Genomic DNA, 18,478 nt, shown 5'->3' with positions numbered 1-18,478 from the left:
GACGTCGTCAGGTTCACGCTCGGCCGACGGGAAGGAGCCACGATGAGCACTGCACTCAGCGAGGACGAAGCGATGCTGGTGGCCACCGTGCGGGCGTTCATCGATCGCGACGTGCGGCCCACCGTGCGCGAGGTCGAGCACGCCAACACCTATCCGCAGGCGTGGATCGAGCAGATGAAGCGCATCGGCATCTATGGCCTGGCCATCGACGAGGAGTACGGCGGTTCACCGGTCTCGATGCCGTGCTACGTGGAGGTGACCCAGGAACTCGCCCGCGGCTGGATGAGTCTGGCCGGCGCGATGGGCGGGCACACCGTCGTCGCCAAGTTGCTGACATTGTTCGGCACCCCGGAACAGAAGCGAAAGTACCTGCCACCCATGGCTACCGGCGAATTGCGGGCCACGATGGCCCTCACCGAACCCGGCGGCGGCTCCGATCTGCAGAGCATGACCACCACCGCGCTGCCGAACCGCGATGACCCAGATACGTTGGTGGTGAACGGTTCCAAGACCTGGATCAGCAATGCGCGCCGCTCCGGGCTCATCGCGCTGCTGGCCAAGACCGACCCCAACGCCACGCCCCGGCATCAGGGCATCTCGGTGTTGCTGGTCGAGCACGGACCGGGCCTGACGGTGTCGCGCGATCTGCCCAAGCTGGGCTACAAGGGCGTCGAATCGTGCGAGCTGGCCTTCGACGGCTTCCGGGTTCCGGTCTCGGCCGTGCTGGGAGGCGTTACGGGCCAAGGTTTTTCGCAGATGATGAAGGGATTGGAGACTGGCCGGATACAGGTGGCCGCCCGCGCGCTGGGCGTGGCCACCGCGGCCTTAGCGGACGCGCTGGAATACGCGCAGCAGCGCGAGAGTTTCGGGCAGCCGATCTGGAAGCACCAGGCCGTGGGCCACTACTTGGCCGACATGGCAACGAAACTCACCGCGGCACGCCAGCTCACCCGCTATGCCGCGCAGCGTTACGACAGCGGGGAGCGCTGTGACATGGAGGCCGGCATGGCCAAGCTGTTCGCCTCCGAGGTGGCCATGGAGATCGCGCTGAACGCGGTGCGGATCCATGGCGGCTACGGCTACTCCACCGAATACGACGTGGAACGGTATTTCCGGGACGCACCGCTGATGATCGTCGGCGAGGGCACCAACGAGATCCAGCGCAACGTCATCGCCGCACAATTGGTGTCGCGCGGCGGGATTTGACGGGGGTCTGCTTCGGCCTGCCCGCACGCCGTCGGGTGCGCTATATTTGCCTGACTTTCGCCGCGAGACACCAGCCAAGTGGCGACCAAGGGAAGGCAGCGGCCATGAGTTACCCGTCGGACCCGTACGGCGCCAACCCGGGTTGGCAGGGCCAGCCGCCGCCGAGCTACGGCGCGCAGCCGGCCTACGGGGGTCAGCCGGAGCCGGACAACTACCTGGTGTGGGCGATCCTGAGCACCGTGCTGTGCTGTCTCCCCGCCGGCATCGTGTCGATCGTCTACTCCACCAAAGTCTCCGGCTTGTGGGCACAGGGCCGCTACGGCGAGGCTCAGGCCGCCTCGGCCAACGCGAAGAAGTGGGCCATCATCAGCGCGATCGTCGGTGCGGTCGGCGCGGTCATCGGCATCATCCTCTACGTGGTTCTGATTGCGGCGGCCGTCTCGATCGACAATCACATCCAGACGACCTACACGACGTATTCCGGTTACTGAGCAAAGCCGATCGCGTCCAGCAGGCCCCACGCCAGGGCGGTCCCCGCATCGACGGTGTGACCGGACAGCACGAGATATGCGGTGCGCCAACGGCCTATCCGCCGGGTGACGCTCACCGTGCCGCCCGCACCGGGTAGCAATCCCAAGCTCAGTTCGGGCAGGCCGAGCACGCAATCCGGCGCCGCCGCCACGCGCCCGCAGAACGCGGCCATCTCCAGTCCGCTGCCGAGCACCCGCCCGTGCACCTGCGCCAGGCACGCCGGCCCCAGGCGTGCAGTGAGCTCGTCGAGCACCAGGGCCGGGCTGTGCCGGGTGCGCGCTAGGTGAGCGCTGGCCGGGTCGGCGAAGGTGCCGAACTCGGCCAGGTCTCCCCCGCTGCAGAACGACGGACCGTTGCCACTCAACACGATTGCGGTCACCGACGAATCCAGCTGCGCGACTGCCAGCGCCTCCAGCAAGGCCGCGCGGGTGCCGGTGCAGAAGGCGTTGTGCCGCTCCGGCCGGTTGAAACTGATCCGCAGGACGTGGTCGTCACGCTGCACCGCAACGGGATTGACGCTGTCCGGAACTCGGGCGGGCCCGCGCTGCGAGAGCCAGCGGGCGAACTCCGGCCCGGCCTGCAACGTCGAATAAGCCAGTGATTCGGTGACCAGGCCGGCCAGGGTGGCACCGGCGGGGTCCAGGCTGCGCAGCACGTCGTCACAGACCGCGCTGGCGACCGGCCATTGCCGGCAACGTCGCGTCAGCTCCTCCAGCACACGTGGCACCGAATCCACGGTGACCACCCGGCGATCGGCGCAAGGTTCCTCAGTGAGCGTGAAAGTCGCCGCTTCGAGCCAGTATTCGTCGAGCGGTGCGCCGTGCGCGACGATCACCCCCGGCGGCACGGCCACGTCGGGCTCCGGCGCGCTGGACAGATCGACCACCCGCAGGGTCACACCGAATACTTCTCGATCAACTCGTTCTTGTAGAGCTTGCCCGTGTCGGTCCGCGGCAACTGCGCCTCGAAGGCGATCGAGCGCGGACACTTCAAGTGCGACAGACGTTCTCGCAACCAGCTCGAAAGTTCCTCGGCGAACTCCTCGGTGGCGTCGGCCGGGTCGACGGTCTGCACGGCCGCCACCACCCGCTGGCCCATCTCGTCGTCCGGAACGCCGAAAACGGCCGCATCCAACACTTTCGGGTGGGTGACCAGGAGGTTCTCGGTCTCCTGCGGATAGATGTTCACCCCGCCGGAGATGATCATGTGGTGGCGCCGGTCGGTGAGGTAGAGGTAGCCCTCCTCGTCGAGAAATCCGATGTCCCCCACCGTCATCCAGCCGTGCGCGTCGCGCGAGGCGGCGGTCTTCGACGGGTCGTTGAGATACTCGAACGAGTACCCGCCCTCGAAGTAGATCTCGCCCGGGTGACCAGGCGGCAGCTCCTTGCCGTCCCGATCCAGGATGTGCACCGCACCCATCATCGGTTTGCCGACCGATCCCGGATGGGCAAGCCAGTCCTCGGCGGTGATCAACGTCGAACCGATCGCCTCCGAGGAGGCGTAATACTCGTCGACGATCGGCCCCCACCACTCGATCATCTGCTTCTTGATCAGCACCGGGCACGGCGCGGCCGCGTGCATCACCCGCTTCAAGCTGGACACGTCGTACGAATTGCGTACGGCTTCGGGGAGTTTGAGCATCCGCACGAACATGGCCGGAACGAATTGGCCGTGGGTGACCCGGTAGCGCTGGATCGCGTCCAGCGTCCCCTCGGGATCGAACTTCTCCATCACCACCGTGGTGAGACCGGCCGCCTGCACAGTCAACGACCACACCGACGGCGCGGTGTGATAGAGCGGTGCCGGGCTCAGATACACCGTGTCGGGATCCATCCAGAAACCCACCAGCGCCGACATCATGCCCGGCGCATCTTCCGGTGGCACATGCGGCAATTCGCGTTTGATGCCCTTGGGGCGCCCAGTGGTGCCCGACGAGTACTGCAGCAAGTCGCCCTCGATCTCGTCGGCGATCGGGGTATCCGGTTGATCCGCAACGCATTGCGGGTACCGCTGCCAGCCCGCCAGGTCACCATCGGCCAGCAGCAACACTTGCGGCAACCCATTCGGAAGGTGCTCACCGAGTTCCGCGCAGGTGCCGCTCAAGGCGGCCGATCCCACGATGGCCTTGGCGTTGCTGTTGTCGATGATGTAGGCCGCTTCGGCCGCCGTCAGATGGGTGTTGATCGGCACGTAGTACAGGCCGGCGCGCCGGGCCGCCCACATCACCGCGTGCATGTGCTCGTTGTTCTCCATCAGGATGGCGACGGCGTCGCCCTCCCGCAGCCCCGCCCGGCGGAAGTAGTGCGCCAGGCGGTTGGCGCGCGCCTCCAGTTCGCCGAAGGTCACCACGGTGCCCGACGGGTACAGGATGACGGCGGGCTTGTCGGGGTGAGCTAGCGCATGCGGGCGAATCTGCATGGCTGAACTCTACGAGTCAGCGAATGAAAGGCGCACGCAGCGTGGGCAACACATGCCGGCGGTGCACCAGCAGCGCGCCGACGGCCAGCACCCCGTACACCCCGCTCAGCGCCAGCCGCCCCTCGGTCGAGGCGATCGGGAACTGCACGGTGAACAGCGCCAGCAGTGCCCAGGCCGTGTAGCGGTCGAAACGCAGCGCCAGGATCAGGGCAACACCCATCAGGGTCTGGGCCGCGGTCAGCAGCATCTCCTCGATCTGCCGGCCGTCCAGCACCAGCGCGGTGCCGCCGCCGCCGGCCAGGTGGGCGATCGGCAACGAGCCCACCAGCAGCGTCCACTGATTCACCTTCGAGGAGATCAGCGTCGCGATCGCCGCGGTGCCCTTGCCTCGGCTGGCGAAGATGATCGCGATCACGAACTCGGGCGCTTCCGACGCCAGCGGCGCCAGCCACTGAACCAGCAGAAACCGGTCGACACCCAGCTCGGTGCCGGCGCCGATCAGGCTCTCCGCGAAAGGTTTTGCGCAGGCCAGCACCACCCCGGCAGCGACGGCGAACAGCGTGACGACGGCGACCCGCCGGGCCCGGTCGGGCAGCGCGCCCAGCGCCGCGGCGGTACCGATCAGCTCGGGTTCCTCCACGGCGCCGCGGCTGAGTTTGTAGAGGTAGAACCCGAACCAGGCCAGCAGGGCGACACCCAGCGTGATGTGGATGCGGCCCGTAGCCGGCACCAGGAACGCGACGATCCCCGCGGTCAGCAAGAAGCCCAGCTCCACCCGGTTGCCGGGCTCGAGCTTCAGCGCAGCCCCGGGCCCACCGGTCTTGCGGGCCACCCACAGCGCCATCAGCACCACCACCGGCCAGCCGAGGCCCATCAACAGCCGATTCGAGCCGGTCATGTTCGCCGCGGCGTACTGGGTGTACTCGGCGTGCGAGCCGGACTGGTAGGCGTAATAGAGGTCGACTGCGTATTCGGGCAGCACGGCGATGAGGGCCAGGACAGCGATCGCCAGACCGCCGGACACGTCAAGTTGCGCCGTCTCGGCCGCCCAGGCGAGCAGGAAACTCGCCGCGACCACGGCCGCGCCGTAGACGACGAGCGACACCACGGGCGCGGGGTGCAGCCCGACGCTGCGCACCACCACTGCCGGCGCGATGAACATCAGGGTGGTCAGCAGCGAGCGCAGCAGCACGTCCGCGGGGGTCCGGGTCCGACGGCGTTCGGCAATTAAAGCCATTTAGCGTCCTTCGGTTCCTGCGATCCGAGGTTTCGCCGACAGCGGCGAGACTTCGGACCGACTCTTGTCGGCCGAAGGTCTCGCTCGCCGGAAACTTCCCGGTGGATGACCGGGCGTCCGAACCAAGTCCGGAATCGCCAGTATGTCGACCATCCGCAGCCGCCGGCTTCGGACCGACGATCTGGAACTACTCCCCTTCGCTACACCGAGGCTAACCTTATTTGCGGGCCCTGGCAACTTAGCGAAGCTACGAGTTTTCCAATGTCAACGCCCGATATTTGCTGGTCAGCAAGCTGAAAATAAAGTTTCGGTTGCGCGAATTTATGGATTCGGCAAACCCCATCCGCCCGCCCGGGTGCAGCCGGTGTCCCAGGCGGCGTGGTTGACCTTGCGGACTTTAAAGCCCTTCTCGCCGGCATCGGCGGTAACGGCACCATCGGCGATGGTGGCCACGGCGGCAGCGGCGCAGGCGGCGCTGGCGGCGCGGGCGGTCCCGGAGAGCATGTCACCGGGACGACCGGCGGTGCCGGAGGTAGCGGCGGCCCCGGCGGCCCCGGCTAACCCTTGTTTGGGCGAAATCCTCCGTCCGGCAGGCTACTCCGCGTCGCGCAACCGCTCCTTGAGCGCGTCGAACTCGTCGCGGATGCCCGTGGGCAGCTTCTCGCCGACGAACTCCAGCCACTCCTCGATCAGCGGCAGCTCCGCGCGCCACTCCTCGGTCTTGACTTCCAGCGCCGCTGCCACATCAGCGACCTCGACGTCCAACCCGTCCAGATCCAGATCCTCGGCGCTCGGGACCGTGCCGATCGGGGTGGTCACCCCGCCGGCCTTATGCTCGATCCGGTCGACGATCCACTTCAGCACGCGGCTGTTCTCGCCGAACCCGGGCCACAGGAAGTGGCCGTCGTGGCTGCGGCGGAACCAGTTGACGAAGAACACCTTCGGCAGCTTGGACTCGTCGGCGTTCTTGCCCAGGTTGATCCAATGCTGGAAGTAGTCGCCCACGTTGTAGCCCAGGAACGGCAGCATGGCCATCGGGTCGCGGCGCACGTTGCCGACCTTGCCCTCGGCCGCGGCGGTCTGCTCACTGCCCAGGGTGGCGCCGATGAACACGCCGTGCTGCCAGTCGCGGGCCTCGGTGACCAGCGGAACGGTGGTCTTGCGGCGACCGCCGAACAGGATGCCGGAGATCGGCACACCCTGCGGGTCGTCCCACTCGGGAGCCAGGATCGGGCACTGCGACATCGGGGTGCAGTAGCGGGAGTTGGGGTGGGCGGCGTTGGTCTCCGTCTCGCGGAAGTACCAGTCGTTGCCCTTCCAGTCGATCAGGTGCTGCGGGTCGCCCTCCAGGCCCTCCCACCAGACGTCGCCGTCATCGGTCAGCGCGACGTTGGTGAACACGGTGTTGCCGCCGGCGATGGTGCGCATGGCGTTGGGGTTGGACTTCCAGTTGGTGCCCGGTGCCACCCCGAAGAAACCGAACTCGGGGTTGACGGCGTACAGGCGGCCGTCCTTGCCGAATCGCATCCAGGCGATGTCGTCGCCGAGGGTCTCGGCGCGCCAGCCGGGGATGGTGGGCTGCAGCATCGCCAGGTTGGTCTTGCCGCACGCCGAGGGGAACGCCGCGGCGAAGTAGTAAGCCTTGTTCTCCGGCGAGATCAGCTTGAGGATCAGCATGTGCTCGGCCAGCCAGCCCTCGTCGTGGGCCATCGCCGAGGCGATCCGCAGCGAGTAGCACTTCTTGCCCAGCAGCGCGTTGCCGCCGTAGCCGGACCCGTAGCTCCAGATCTCGCGGGTCTCCGGGAAGTGGGTGATGTATTTGGTGTCGTTGCAGGGCCACGGAACGTCCTGCTGGCCCTCGTCGAGCGGGGCACCCACCGAGTGCAACGCCTTCACGAAGAAGCCGTCGTCGCCGATCTTCTCCAGGGCGGCCTTGCCCATCCGGGTCATGGTGCGCATGGAGACCACGACGTACTCCGAGTCGGTGATCTCGACACCGAGCTTGGGGTCCTCGGCACCCAGGGGGCCCATGCAGAACGGCACCACATACATGGTGCGGCCGCGCATGCAGCCGCGGTACAGGTCGGTCATGAGCGAGCGCATCTCGCTCGGGTCTTTCCAGTTGTTGGTCGGCCCGGCGTCGATCTCGCGCTCAGAGCAGATGAAGGTGCGTGACTCCACTCGAGCGACGTCGGACGGGTCGGACAGCGCGAGGTAGGAGTTGTGGTGCTTCTCCGGGTTCAGCCGGGTGAACGTGCCGGCCTCGACCAATTGGTCGGCCAACCGTTGGAACTCCTCCTCGGAGCCATCGGTGAAGACCACCCGCTCAGGCTGGGTGAGCTCGGCAACCTCCTGCACCCAGGACAGCAGCCCTTGATGGTTGGTGGGTGCGGTGTCCAGGCCGGGGATGGTCGCTGAGGTCATCGAACTCTCCTGAATTCTGCTGCGAGGTCGTCGTCGGTTCCAGTGCATGTCGTATTCAGCACACTTAACGCTTTCTTATTCAGATTATCGCGCATCAGTTGTCGCGTAAGTCCCAGGAGGGTATAAGCCTGCTCACAAGACCGATTCAGAAAGATCTGCCGTCGTAACGCATCGAGGTCTCGGCCCGGGCGATTCCTCCCTGCCCGGGCATACCCGGTTCACCCAGTTCTGCACGTATCGCGTCGAGCGCGGCCTGGATCGTCGGCATCTCCCGGTCGCGCACCGCCGCTGCCCGCGCCGCGGCGAGGCCGTGTTCCCGCAATTCGCCGTCGATGGCGCTGACCTGGTCGGCCACCCGGACGCTCTCCGCTTCGTCGTGCGTGCTGGCCGCCGTGCTCAGCAGCGATTCGGCAGCCAGCACGCGGCTGGCCACCGTCTGCTCGGCGGCCGAGCGCAGCGACGACGTCGCGTCCTCCACCCAGCGGTCCAGTACGGCGCGATCGCTGAGCAGACTGCGCACGGAGACCACCCACGCCGTCGTCGCCAGCCCCAGACCCACGCATGCTGCGATCCCGGCAGCCGTCAGCCCCGGATGCAGGTCTGGAGCCAGTCCGGCGACCACCCGGCTCAGCGTCAGCGCCACCCCGAGCCCGAACACCGCGCCGAAGACCATCATCAGCCGCATCTCCAGCTGGCGCGATTTCAGGGCGGGGACTGACACCGGCACGCTCGGTGCGGTGATCGCGGGCAGGTCCAGCGGCACGCCCATGGCCGCGGCGACCTCGCCGAGGTGCACGTCGCAGCCCGCGGCGATCTCGCCGGCCACCTCGTCGAGCCGAGCCTGGGCGGCGGCCGGGAACCCGGGCAGCTGCCGGCGCGACAGCCGCGCGACGTCTTCCTGCAATTCGCCGCGCAGCTCCGCCACCCGAGTGCGCGCCGCGTATGAGAGCTGCACCCGGGCCTGCTGGATCTGGCCGCGCAGCGTGATCGTCCGCTCGGAGCGCGATTGACGGCGCTGCCGCAAGGTCGTGCTGCGCTCCTCGCGCAGTGCCTCGACCCGGGCTCGCCGGCCGGCGCCGTCGGCGTCCCGGTCGAACCGTTGCGCGGCCGTCCGCAGCCGTGATTCCCAGGCACGCAGCCGGTTGCGGCGGGCCAGGTCGGAATCGGCAAGCTGGGCGGCGACGGTGACCACCAGGTCGTCGACCTGCGGGGCACCGACTTCGGGTGCGGCGGCGACACCGACCCACGACACCTTGCCGTAGCGCGGCGCGTGCGCGGTGAGCAGCCTGCGGTTGGTATCGAGCACGTCGCGCCAGCCGAAGTGCACGTCGACCTTGGCCACCACCGCCACCACGGCGTCGGTGTTCTCGGCCGCGGCGTCCAGCAACAGGCAGTCCGATGCCGTCATCGGCGCCGCGGCCGACACCACGAAGACCACTCCCGTCGGGGCGTCGCCGGCGCGCAGCTCACCGGACTCGACGAACGTGTGTTGCGGGATTCGTTGCCGCAGTGCGGCCGCGACACTGCTGACCCCGGCCAGCCATGGTCCCGTCACCAGCACCACGTCGCGCCGACCGATGACCGGCGGACCCACCTTCGGCCCCCGGGACGCCACCAGGGCGTCGACCCGGGCCACCGGATCATCCCGGGTTCCGCTGGTCACCTTGCCTCCTGACCGGCCGACCACAGGCGCAGCGCACCACGGGCGATGTCGGCACCGCAGGCGCGGTGCAAACCGTTCGGCGCGCAGCGGCTGTAGCGCTGCCAGTGCACCGCCCGCTGCAGCGGCCCTGAGGGCCCGGGTTCCAGCCCGTCGGCCCGTGCGGCGTCCAGCGCGGCGGCCATTCGCGCGATCACGACGTCGTCGCCGGCGAGAAAGCTGCCGATGGCCGGGTTTCCGATGGCCATCGCCTCCAGTTCGGCGACGGCGTCGAGCACCCGGCGGTAGCGCGCCTGGGCGCCGGCGGCCACGAGACGCTCGACCACGTCGTCGACGCCGCTCACCCGCCGCCACAGTGCCCGCACCTGGGCAGGCCCGCTCCCCTGTCGCAGCGCCGCGACGGCCAGCGCGATACCGAACAGATCCACGGTGGCCATCAGCTGCCGGCGCACCTGCAGTCCGACCGGCACTTCCGCCGCGAGAAATCCGTCCAGACAGTCGGGCTCGGCGGCCAATACCCGCAACGCCGCCCAGCACCGCGCATCCACACCGCCGGACGCGGCCGCGGCCAGCAATCCGCTCATCGGCACGACCGGCGCTCCCAGCAGCCGCGAAAACTCAGGACAGCGCGCCCTCGCCGCCGCCATCGGTCCGTCACCGCCGAAGCCGGCCAGGTCGGCCTTGTTAAGGATCACCAGGTGTGCGCCCGGGGAGTCCTCGGGTTTGACGACCTCGACGATCACCTGCAGATCGAGCTCCGCATCACGTTCCACCACCGTGAACCACCGGCTCAAGGCGCGTGCGACCGTGCTGCTGCCGGCCCCCGGGCGTCCGTGGACCGCGACCCGCAGCGGCGCGGCAACCCGTTCGGCTACCGCCACCAGCCGCTGGTCACCGGCCCCCCGGGCGAATCGCGTCAGCTCGTCCGCGAAAATCAGCTGCCCCCTCGCTGTGATGTGAACCCCGCAACGAATGGTGGCATCTGCGCCGCCCGCGCGCGAGCCAGGTGTTCCCTGATACCAGCCAAAGGCAACTGTTGGGTATCAATCTGGACCAGAGGCGGCTACACCCGGCCTTCATGGGCCACCATGGACGGATGCATGCGCAACCCGGGGTTGGGTTACGGCCCGACACGCCCTGGGGCTATCTGCCTGCCACGAGTTTCCGGTCCCGTCGTTCGGCCCTGTCCGAAGCTCAGCGAAAGACCTGGGAGCGGCTGTGGCCCCAGCTCGGCCGTCAGGCCGACACCCCGCCGGGTGAGCCCGGGGACGCTCCTCTGGACACCCACGCGTGGTTCGGCCGCAGTGCGCCGCTCGTGGTGGAGATCGGATGCGGCAGCGGCACCTCGACACTGGCCATGGCCCAGGCGGAGCCGGATATCGACGTGATCGCGGTGGAGATCTATCGGCGCGGACTGGCACAACTGTTGTGCGCCATCGACGCCGAGCAGGTCGGCAACATCCGGCTGATCAGGGGCAACGGGGTCGACGTGCTCCGGGATCTGATGCCGTCGCAGTCGCTGACCGGAGTGCGGATCTTCTTCCCTGATCCGTGGCCGAAGGCGCGCCACCACAAACGAAGGCTCATCCAGCCGGGCACTGTTTCCCTTATCGCCGATCGGCTACTCCCGGGAGGTGTGCTGCACGCCGCGACCGACCATCCCGGCTACGCCGAGCACATCGGCGCGGTCGGGGACGCAGATTCCCGGTTCGTCCGTGTCGACCCTGAGTCCGAATCACTACCGATCTCCGTCAGTCGTCCCACCACCAAGTACGAGACGAAGGCTCAAGAAGCGGGCAGCACCGTCTGCGAGTTCGTATGGAAGCGGATCTGAGCACATGAGCATTACCGAAGAAGTAGCCGCGCAGGATTCCGAGTCGCTGGCGCCCATGTTGGTGCCCGACCTGCCGCAAGACGGGCTGGCCGGCCTCGCCGGGCCGATCCAGAAGCAGGTCAAGCGCATGTTGCTGGTCTGGGACGCCCCGAACCTCGACATGGGGCTGGGCTCAATCCTGGGCCGCCGCCCGACGGGGGTGGAACGGCCCCGGTTCGACGCGCTGGGTCGCTGGCTGCTGGCGCGTACCGCCGAGGTCGCCGCCGGTACCGGGGCACCTGACGAGGTCCGGGTGGAGCCGGAGGCGACGGTGTTCACCAACATCGCGCCGGGCAGCGCCGAAGTCGTGCGGCCCTGGGTGGACGCGTTGCGCAACGTGGGATTCGCCGTCTTCGCCAAGCCCAAGATCGACGAGGACAGCGACGTCGACCGCGACATGCTCGAACACATCGACCAGCGGTTTCACGAAGGGCTCGCGGGTCTGGTGGTGGCCTCGGCCGACGGTCAGGCGTTCCGGCTTCCGCTGGAAGCGGTGGCCCGCGCCGGAACCCCAGTTCAAGTGCTCGGATTTCGTGAACACGCCAGTTGGGCGCTAGCGTCGGATACCTTGGAGTTCGTCGACCTGGAAGACATTGCAGGTGTTTTCCGGGAGCCACTGCCGCGAATCGGCCTAGATTCGCTACCTGAGCAGGGGGCTTGGCTGCAGCCGTTCCGGCCGCTGTCATCGCTGTTGACCTCGCGTGTGTGACAACCAAACAGCTAAACGCGGGTCTTTAGAAGGGCTTTGAAGATCCAGTAAGGAGCTTAAGTGTTCGCCTGGTGGGGTCGAACTGTGTACCGGATCCGGTACATCGTAATCGGGGTCACGGTGGCTCTGTGCCTGGGCGGTGGCATCTTCGGGCTCAGCCTGGGCAAGCACGTGACGCAGAGCGGTTTCTACGACGACGGCAGCCAATCGGTCAAAGCATCGGTGCTCGGCGACCAGGTATACGGCCGCGACCGTACCGGCCACGTCGTGGCGATCTTCAAAGCGCCCGACGGCAAGAGCGTCACCGACCCGGCGTGGTCGAAAAAGATCAGCGACGAGCTCAACCAGTTCGTGTCCGACCATCCCAAAGAGGTTTTCGGGTGGGCCGGCTACCTGCGGGCGCCGGACAGCACCAGCCCGGTCATCAAGGGCATGGCCACCGACGACAAGAAGTACACGTTCGTCTCGATCCCGCTCAAGGGCGATGACGACGACACCATCCTGACCAACTACAAGAACATCGAGCCGGCACTGCAGAAGCTCGACGGTGGCACCGTCCAGCTGGCCGGCCTGCAACCGGTCGCCAGCGCGCTGACCGGCACCATCGCCACCGATCAGCGCCGCATGGAGGTGCTGGCGCTGCCGCTGGTGGCGGTCGTCCTATTCCTGGTGTTCGGCGGCGCGGTCGCGGCCTGCCTTCCGGTCATGGTCGGCGGTCTGAGCATCGCCGGTTCGCTGGGCATCCTGCGCTTGATCGCGATGTTCGGACCGGTGCACTTCTTCGCCCAGCCGGTGGTCTCGCTGATCGGTCTCGGCATCGCGGTGGACTACGGGTTGTTCGTGGTGAGCCGGTTCCGGGAGGAGATCGCCGAGGGCTATGACACCGAGGCCGCGGTACGACGCACGGTGATGACGGCGGGCCGGACGGTGGTGTTTTCTGCGGTATTGATCGCCGCCTCGGGCGCCAGCCTGCTGCTGCTGCCGCAAGGTTTTGTGAAGTCGCTGACCTACGCCCTGATCACGGCTGTCTCGTTGGCCGCGATCCTGTCCATCACGCTGCTGCCGGCCTGCCTGGGCGTTCTCGGCAAGCACGTGGACGCGCTGGGTGTCCGGACCGCCTTCCGGGTTCCCTTCCTGCGCAACTGGAAGGTGTCGCGCGCTTACCTGAACTGGCTGGCCGACCGCCTGCAGAAGACCAAGACCCGCGAAGAGGTCGAGGCCGGCTTCTGGGGCAAGCTGACGAACTTCGTGATGAAGCGCCCGCTGGCATTCGCGATCCCGATCGTCGTAGGAATGATCTTGCTGATCATCCCGCTGGGGAACATGTCGCTGGGCGGGATGAGCGAAAAGTATCTGCCGCCGAACAACGCGGCGCGCCAGTCGCAGGAACACTTCGACAAGCTGTTCCCCGGCTACCGGACGAATCCGCTGACACTGGTGATCGAGTCGACCAACCATCAGCCCGTCACCGACCAACAGGTCGCGGACGTCCGTAGCAAAGCGATGCAGATCAGCGGGTTCATCGAGCAGGACAACGACCCGGCGAACATGTGGCAGGAACGCCCGCAGGCACCCGGCGGCTCGAAGGACCCGTCGGTTCGGGTGCTGCAGAACGGGTTGCAAAATCCCGCCGACTCGTCCAAGAAGCTCGAAGAGTTACGCGCGATCACGCCACCCAAGGGCATCGAGATACTCGTGGGCGGTACGCCGGCGCTGGAACAGGACTCGATTCACAGCTTGGTGGACAAGGCACCGCTGATGGTGTTGGTGCTGATCAGCACGACCATGATCCTGATGTTCCTGGCCTTCGGGTCGGTGGTGTTGCCGATCAAGGCGGCGGTGATGAGCGTGCTGACGCTCGGGTCCACCATGGGGATCCTGACGTGGATATTCATCGAAGGCCACGGCGCCGGACTGCTCAATTTCACGCCCACGCCGTTGATGGTGGTGATCATCGCCCTGGTGGTCGCTGTCGGTTACGGCCTGGCGACCGACTATGAGGTGTTCCTGGTCTCCCGCATGGTCGAGGCCCGGGAGAACGGCATGTCCACGCAGGAATCGATCCGGATCGGTACGGCCACCACCGGACGCTTGATCACCGCGGCCGCGCTGGTCCTCGCCGTGGTAGCGGGTTCGTTCGTGTTCTCCGACCTGGTGATGATGAAGTATCTGGCCTTCGGTCTGATGGCAGCGTTGCTGCTGGACGCGACCGTGGTCCGGATGTTCCTGGTCCCGTCGGTGATGAAGCTGCTCGGTGACGATTGTTGGTGGGCGCCGCGCTGGATGCGGCGACTGCAGAACCGCATCGGCCTGGGCGAGATCCAACTTCCCGACGAGCGCAAGCGGCCCGCCACCAAGACACGGCCGCCGGTGACGGCCGGTCTGGTTGCCGCCGGCGCGGGAGCCCCGCGCAAACCGCACGACCCGACGCACCCGGCCGCGTTGACGCGGGCGGCGCAACCGGAGCTGGCACCCGCGCCCGCGACGTCATCTCCGCAGGTGCCGGTGCGGGCCACCCCCTCGACCGAGGCGCCCACCACGCGCCTCTCGGCGCCCGGCGCCACCCGCAACGGACCGACGCCGCGCCCGCCGAGCCGCGGCCCGGCGCCCAAGAACGCCACGCCGCCCTCGGCCGGGGAGACCAACAAGATGCCGGCTGCGGGCAGCCGCCCAGAACCTGCGCCGGAATCCGACATTGCCGACAAGACCGCCGCCCTGCCTGTTCAGCGGGCTGAGGGCGACGACTCCGAAACGGCCACCGAGAAGCTCAACGCCCGCGGGATCCAGGACGACAGCGTGGACACCTCCCGTCGGCGGCGTACTGGCGGCGGTGGTCTGTCCGCCCAGGACCTGCTGCGTCGTGAGGGCCGGCTCTAGCTGGCTGTAGTCCCCTGCGCCGAGCGTGCACTTCGGCACAGGGACGCTCCTCGCTCGCGGCGAGCGTCCGCATGTTGTCGATGACACGCCGTGTTCGGCGTACATTTGCGCGCCCTCGCCGCTCAGGTAGATGAGAATCGTTAGCCATGCGCAGCTTTCGATCGTTCAGCGGTGTCCTCGTCGCGGCGTTGGGTATCGCCCTGCTCAGCGCGAGCCCGGCGAACGCCGACGGCCCAGTACAGGTGAAGAGCCGCATGGGCGACGTCTGCCTGGATGCGCCAGATGGCAGCTGGGTGACCGCGGTGGTGGTCAACCCCTGCAATGGCACGGACTCCCAGCGCTGGAATCAGAACGGCGCGCAGTTGGAGAGCGTGGCCTTTCCCGGGAACTGCCTGACTTCGCCGAACGAGGACCGGTGGACGGCGCACCTCGGGCCCTGCCTGAACTGGTTTAACCAGCAATGGAACGCCCAGCCCAACGGCCACATCACGATCGGGCTCGACGGGTGCCTCACTGTTCTCGGCGGCCCGAATCCCGGCACTTGGGTGTCGACTCGCTTCTGCGGTGGCGGGGTTGATCAGGGCTGGGATCTGGTCCCCTAATCGTCGGGCTTGTCCGGTTTCGCCTGCAGGATCGCCGACACCTCTTCGTCGTTGGCCTGCTCGTCCGCCTCCGATTCCGGATCATCGGCCAGCAGCACCTGCATCGCGTTGTTGAGAAATGCCACCGTCGGCACCGCCAGCAAAGCACCTACGATGCCGGCCAGCACGCCGCCCGTCGAGATCGCCAGCACCACCGCCAGCGGGTGGATCGACACCGCACGGCCCATCACCAGTGGCTGCAGGATATGCGCCTCGAGTTGATTGACCACGATCAGCAGACCGAGTGTCAGCAGCGCGTAGAGCATGCCCTTGGCCAGCAGGGCCACCACCACCGCCAGCAAACCCGACACCAGGGCACCGATCAGCGGCACGAACGCACCGAGGAAGACGATGGAGGCCAGCGGCAATGCCAGCGGGACACCCATGATCGCCAATCCGGCGCCGACGCCGGCGGCGTCGGTCAGCGCGACCAGAAAGGTGGCCCGGATGTAGCCCGTCAGCGCGCCGTACCCGGCGTGACCGGCCTGGTGCACCCGGTCGCGGACGTGCGCGGGGAAGATCTTCTGCACGTAGTGCCAGATATTGCGGCCGCCGTACAAGAAGAAGATCAGCGTGAACAGCACCAACACGGCGGCAGTGACCAGTTCGGTGATGGTCGCGGCGGTGGACAGCGCGCCGCTGGTCAACTTCGCCTGGTTGTTGCGCAGCGCCTCGATCGCGGCGTTACCCGCGTTGTCGATCTGCTCGCGGCGCAGGTGCGCCGGCCCCTCGATCAGCCATTTACGGCTGCTGTCGATGCTGTGCTCCACCTGTTTGACCAGGTCGGGCACGCCCACGATGAATTGGCTGATGACGAAGGCCAAGATGCCGCCCAGGATCGCGAATCCACTGAGCAACACCACCGTCACCGCGGCGCCGCGCGGCAGACCGTGCTCGTCCAACCAGTCGACCGCCGGTACGAGCAAAGCGCTGAGCATCAGCGCCAGCAACACCGGCACCACGATCACTTCAAGCCTGTCGACCACCCACAGCAGCGCGACGGCCGCGGCCACGATCACCAGCAGTCGCCAGGACCACGCCGCAGTCTTGCGAACCAGGGGGCTGACCGCTTCGTCGTCCAGAGTTGCCGACATTCAGTAAGCCTAGCGGGCGGCCCCGGCAAACCTGGCCGCCACGATCCGGTCACGACCTCAGAACAACGCCGACACGTCGGCGACGTGCAACGATGCACCGGACACCGGCGCGGCTACCCTAATGCGATGTCGTCTGACGCCGGCGCCCGCAAGTTTGCGGGGATACGCCTCACCCGGGGCGAGAAGCCGGCGCGCGGCAAGCACTGGTGGCTGCGGTGGGTGGTGCTGTCGGTCGTCGCGATCGTGCTCGCCGTCGAGGTGATTCTGGTGCGCGACCAGCTGGCCAAGGCGTGGACGAGTCTGTTCGAGGCCAACTGGTGGTGGCTGGTCGCTGCGATGGCGGCCGCCGCGGCGTCGATGCACAGCTTCGCCCAGATTCAGCGCACGCTGCTGCGATCCGCGGGCGTGCACGTCAAACAACTGCGCTCGGAAGCCGCCTTCTACGCGGCCAATTCGCTGAGCACCACCCTGCCCGGCGGTCCGGTGATCTCGGCAACGTTCCTGCTGCGTCAGCAGCGCATCTGGGGCGCCTCCACGGTGGTGGCGTCGTGGCAGCTGGTGATGTCGGGCGCACTGCAGGCGGTGGGTCTGGCCGTCCTCGGCTTGGGGGGCGCATTCTTCCTGGGCGCCAAGAACAACCCGTTCTCGTTGCTGTTCACCCTCGGCGGTTTCGTCGCGCTGCTGCTGTTGGCGCAGGCGGTGGCGTCGCGCCCGGAGCTGATCGAAGGAATCGGCAGCAAGGTCTTGTCCTGGGTGAATTCCATTCGCGGCAAACCCGCCGACACCGGTCTGGACAAGTGGCGCGAAATCCTGATGCAGCTCGAGTCGGTGAGCCTGAGCCGACGCGACCTCGCCGTGGCGTTCAGCTGGTCGCTGTTCAACTGGATCGCCGATGTCGCATGCCTGGGCTTCGCGGCCTACGCCGCGGGCGACCATGCCTCGGTCGCCGGGCTGACGGTCGCCTACGCGGCGGCCCGCGCGGTCGGCACGATCCCGCTGATGCCGGGCGGGCTGCTGGTCGTGGAAGCGGTGCTGGTCCCTGGCCTGGTGTCCAGCGGCATGGGGCTGCCCAATGCGATCTCGGCGATGCTGATCTACCGGCTGATCAGCTGGTTGTTCATCGCCGCGATCGGCTGGGTGGTGTTCTTCTTCATGTTCCGCACCGACAGACTCAGTGGGGCTAGCGAGGACGAGGACCCGCCCACCGATCCCGAACTACGGGTGCCGGATCTTCGCGCCATGGCCGACCCGGCCGACTCGGCGTTGCAGGGACCCCTGCCGCCACTGGACCGGCCGGACTAGCCGTTGGCCGGTTTCGGCCCCGGCAGCGGCCCGGTGCCGTTGGGCTGGCCGGCCGGCGTTCCCGCCGCGGGCAGCCCCCCGGCCGGCAGCCCCGGCAGTCCACCACCTTGCGCTGCTTGCACCATGCTCAGCGCCTGCGGCAGCGAGATCGGCAGCTTGCACTGGGTGCCCAGCTTGTTCAGCGGGTTGGCCAGCCCCTGCATGTCGAGCGCCACCTTCGGGTTCGCCTCGAAGTAGGCCTTGACCGAACCCAGCGACTGCGGCCCGGCCTGCTGCTGCAAGGCGCTGGTCATCACCTGGTTGGTCTCCGGGTGGGAGTCCAGGTAGTCCCCGGTCGACTTGGCGACCGAACCGATCGTGCGGGCCACCTCGCTAGCCGCGCACGGGTCCGTCGAACCCGTCGCCGCAGGCGCCCCCAGAACGGCGCTCCCGGCGCACGACAGCCCGGTAGCGGCCACGAGGGCGAACAACCCTCGGCGCAGGAACGGCGTACTTGGCATAACGAC

Annotated in this window: 16 protein-coding genes; 8 read left to right on the top strand and 8 right to left on the bottom strand. The window is 67.6% G+C overall.

Going from position 1 to position 18,478, the window contains the following annotated elements:
• Positions 1–42 precede the first annotated feature (42 nt).
• Both AWC08_RS11135 and AWC08_RS11130 read left to right on the top strand, forming a co-directional pair.
• On the top strand, positions 43–1,206 hold the full coding sequence (locus tag AWC08_RS11135; protein WP_065136293.1) for an acyl-CoA dehydrogenase family protein: 1,164 nt from the start codon (positions 43–45) through the stop codon (positions 1,204–1,206).
• Between the two features lie 104 nt (positions 1,207–1,310).
• Entirely contained in the window at positions 1,311–1,697 is a 387-nt protein-coding gene (locus AWC08_RS11130) for a CD225/dispanin family protein (RefSeq protein WP_065136288.1), read from the top strand.
• On the opposite strand, the gene AWC08_RS35135 is transcribed toward AWC08_RS11130, so the two are convergent.
• The 3 genes from AWC08_RS35135 to AWC08_RS11120 are packed head-to-tail and all read right to left on the bottom strand — an operon-like array spanning position 1,691 to position 5,392.
• A complete protein-coding gene (locus AWC08_RS35135) occupies positions 1,691–2,635 on the bottom strand; it encodes an enoyl-CoA hydratase/isomerase family protein (protein ID WP_372513497.1) in 945 nt (314 codons plus the stop codon). The two genes, AWC08_RS11130 and AWC08_RS35135, sit on opposite strands and share 7 nt — an antisense overlap.
• Positions 2,632–4,155, bottom strand: coding sequence for a fatty-acid--CoA ligase FadD4 (fadD4, locus tag AWC08_RS35130; protein ID WP_069433673.1), 1,524 nt, complete (start codon positions 4,153–4,155; stop codon positions 2,632–2,634). Before fadD4 ends, AWC08_RS35135 begins: the two co-directional genes overlap by 4 nt.
• A gap of 16 nt (positions 4,156–4,171) precedes the next feature.
• Complete coding sequence (locus AWC08_RS11120; protein WP_069433672.1) at positions 4,172–5,392, bottom strand: sodium:proton exchanger; 1,221 nt, start codon at positions 5,390–5,392, stop codon at positions 4,172–4,174.
• Between the two features lie 378 nt (positions 5,393–5,770).
• Between AWC08_RS11120 and AWC08_RS35125 the strand changes: the two genes are divergently transcribed.
• Positions 5,771–5,953, top strand: coding sequence for a hypothetical protein (locus AWC08_RS35125; protein WP_142283519.1), 183 nt, complete (start codon positions 5,771–5,773; stop codon positions 5,951–5,953).
• Positions 5,954–5,986: 33 nt separating this feature from the next.
• Here AWC08_RS35125 and AWC08_RS11110 read toward each other — a convergent pair whose 3' ends face one another.
• From AWC08_RS11110 to AWC08_RS11100, 3 genes are all read right to left on the bottom strand, one after another.
• Positions 5,987–7,816, bottom strand: coding sequence for a phosphoenolpyruvate carboxykinase (GTP) (locus AWC08_RS11110; protein ID WP_065136285.1), 1,830 nt, complete (start codon positions 7,814–7,816; stop codon positions 5,987–5,989).
• Between the two features lie 145 nt (positions 7,817–7,961).
• Positions 7,962–9,479, bottom strand: coding sequence for a hypothetical protein (locus AWC08_RS11105; protein WP_174900766.1), 1,518 nt, complete (start codon positions 9,477–9,479; stop codon positions 7,962–7,964).
• Positions 9,476–10,432 (bottom strand): hypothetical protein, encoded by a 957-nt coding sequence (locus AWC08_RS11100; RefSeq protein ID WP_069433669.1) that lies wholly within the window; start codon positions 10,430–10,432, stop codon positions 9,476–9,478. The genes AWC08_RS11105 and AWC08_RS11100 overlap by 4 nt, the downstream gene beginning before the upstream one ends.
• 122 nt (positions 10,433–10,554) lie before the next feature.
• On the opposite strand from AWC08_RS11100, the gene trmB reads away from it, so the two are divergent.
• The 4 genes from trmB to AWC08_RS11080 all read left to right on the top strand — a co-directional run bounded on the left by trmB (position 10,555) and on the right by AWC08_RS11080 (position 15,537).
• The gene (gene trmB, locus AWC08_RS11095; RefSeq protein ID WP_069433668.1) at positions 10,555–11,310 is read left to right on the top strand and encodes a tRNA (guanosine(46)-N7)-methyltransferase TrmB; all 756 of its coding nucleotides are present in this window, start codon (positions 10,555–10,557) and stop codon (positions 11,308–11,310) included.
• A 4-nt stretch (positions 11,311–11,314) separates the two neighbouring features.
• Complete coding sequence (locus tag AWC08_RS11090) at positions 11,315–12,058, top strand: NYN domain-containing protein (protein ID WP_065136282.1); 744 nt, start codon at positions 11,315–11,317, stop codon at positions 12,056–12,058.
• Between the two features lie 60 nt (positions 12,059–12,118).
• Positions 12,119–14,935: a trehalose monomycolate exporter MmpL3 gene (mmpL3, locus tag AWC08_RS11085; RefSeq protein WP_069433667.1), complete on the top strand. Its 2,817-nt coding sequence runs from the start codon at positions 12,119–12,121 to the stop codon at positions 14,933–14,935.
• Between the two features lie 146 nt (positions 14,936–15,081).
• On the top strand, positions 15,082–15,537 hold the full coding sequence (locus AWC08_RS11080; RefSeq protein WP_065136280.1) for an Rv1419 family lectin: 456 nt from the start codon (positions 15,082–15,084) through the stop codon (positions 15,535–15,537).
• Here AWC08_RS11080 and AWC08_RS11075 read toward each other — a convergent pair.
• The gene (locus AWC08_RS11075) at positions 15,534–16,670 is read right to left on the bottom strand and encodes an AI-2E family transporter (RefSeq protein ID WP_069433666.1); all 1,137 of its coding nucleotides are present in this window, start codon (positions 16,668–16,670) and stop codon (positions 15,534–15,536) included. The two genes, AWC08_RS11080 and AWC08_RS11075, sit on opposite strands and share 4 nt — an antisense overlap.
• Positions 16,671–16,796: 126 nt before the next feature.
• Here AWC08_RS11075 and AWC08_RS11070 point away from each other — a divergent pair, with 126 nt between their 5' ends.
• Positions 16,797–17,972, top strand: coding sequence for a lysylphosphatidylglycerol synthase transmembrane domain-containing protein (locus tag AWC08_RS11070; protein ID WP_069433665.1), 1,176 nt, complete (start codon positions 16,797–16,799; stop codon positions 17,970–17,972).
• Here AWC08_RS11070 and AWC08_RS11065 read toward each other — a convergent pair.
• Positions 17,969–18,472, bottom strand: coding sequence for a hemophore (locus tag AWC08_RS11065; RefSeq protein ID WP_069433664.1), 504 nt, complete (start codon positions 18,470–18,472; stop codon positions 17,969–17,971). The genes AWC08_RS11070 and AWC08_RS11065 overlap by 4 nt on opposite strands.
• Between the last annotated feature and the right edge of the window lie 6 nt (positions 18,473–18,478).

The organism is Mycobacterium gordonae, assembly GCF_002101675.1.
GTDB lineage: Bacteria > Actinomycetota > Actinomycetes > Mycobacteriales > Mycobacteriaceae > Mycobacterium > Mycobacterium gordonae.
The sequence above is the reverse complement of the archived record's forward strand: the minus strand, read 5'-3'. Positions and strand labels throughout refer to the sequence as shown.

What these genes read in the sequence shown, in the direction of transcription:
- AWC08_RS11135 (WP_065136293.1), top strand. Translation starts at nt 43, where the DNA reads ATGAGCACTGCACTCAGCGAGGACGAAGCGATGCTGGTGGCCACCGTG.
- AWC08_RS11130 (WP_065136288.1), top strand. Translation starts at nt 1,311, where the DNA reads ATGAGTTACCCGTCGGACCCGTACGGCGCCAACCCGGGTTGGCAGGGC.
- fadD4 (WP_069433673.1), bottom strand. Translation starts at nt 4,155, where the DNA reads ATGCAGATTCGCCCGCATGCGCTAGCTCACCCCGACAAGCCCGCCGTC.
- AWC08_RS11120 (WP_069433672.1), bottom strand. Translation starts at nt 5,392, where the DNA reads ATGGCTTTAATTGCCGAACGCCGTCGGACCCGGACCCCCGCGGACGTG.
- AWC08_RS11110 (WP_065136285.1), bottom strand. Translation starts at nt 7,816, where the DNA reads ATGACCTCAGCGACCATCCCCGGCCTGGACACCGCACCCACCAACCAT.
- trmB (WP_069433668.1), top strand. Translation starts at nt 10,555, where the DNA reads ATGGGCCACCATGGACGGATGCATGCGCAACCCGGGGTTGGGTTACGG.
- AWC08_RS11090 (WP_065136282.1), top strand. Translation starts at nt 11,315, where the DNA reads ATGAGCATTACCGAAGAAGTAGCCGCGCAGGATTCCGAGTCGCTGGCG.
- AWC08_RS11080 (WP_065136280.1), top strand. Translation starts at nt 15,082, where the DNA reads ATGCGCAGCTTTCGATCGTTCAGCGGTGTCCTCGTCGCGGCGTTGGGT.
- AWC08_RS11075 (WP_069433666.1), bottom strand. Translation starts at nt 16,670, where the DNA reads ATGTCGGCAACTCTGGACGACGAAGCGGTCAGCCCCCTGGTTCGCAAG.
- AWC08_RS11070 (WP_069433665.1), top strand. Translation starts at nt 16,797, where the DNA reads ATGTCGTCTGACGCCGGCGCCCGCAAGTTTGCGGGGATACGCCTCACC.
- AWC08_RS11065 (WP_069433664.1), bottom strand. Translation starts at nt 18,472, where the DNA reads ATGCCAAGTACGCCGTTCCTGCGCCGAGGGTTGTTCGCCCTCGTGGCC.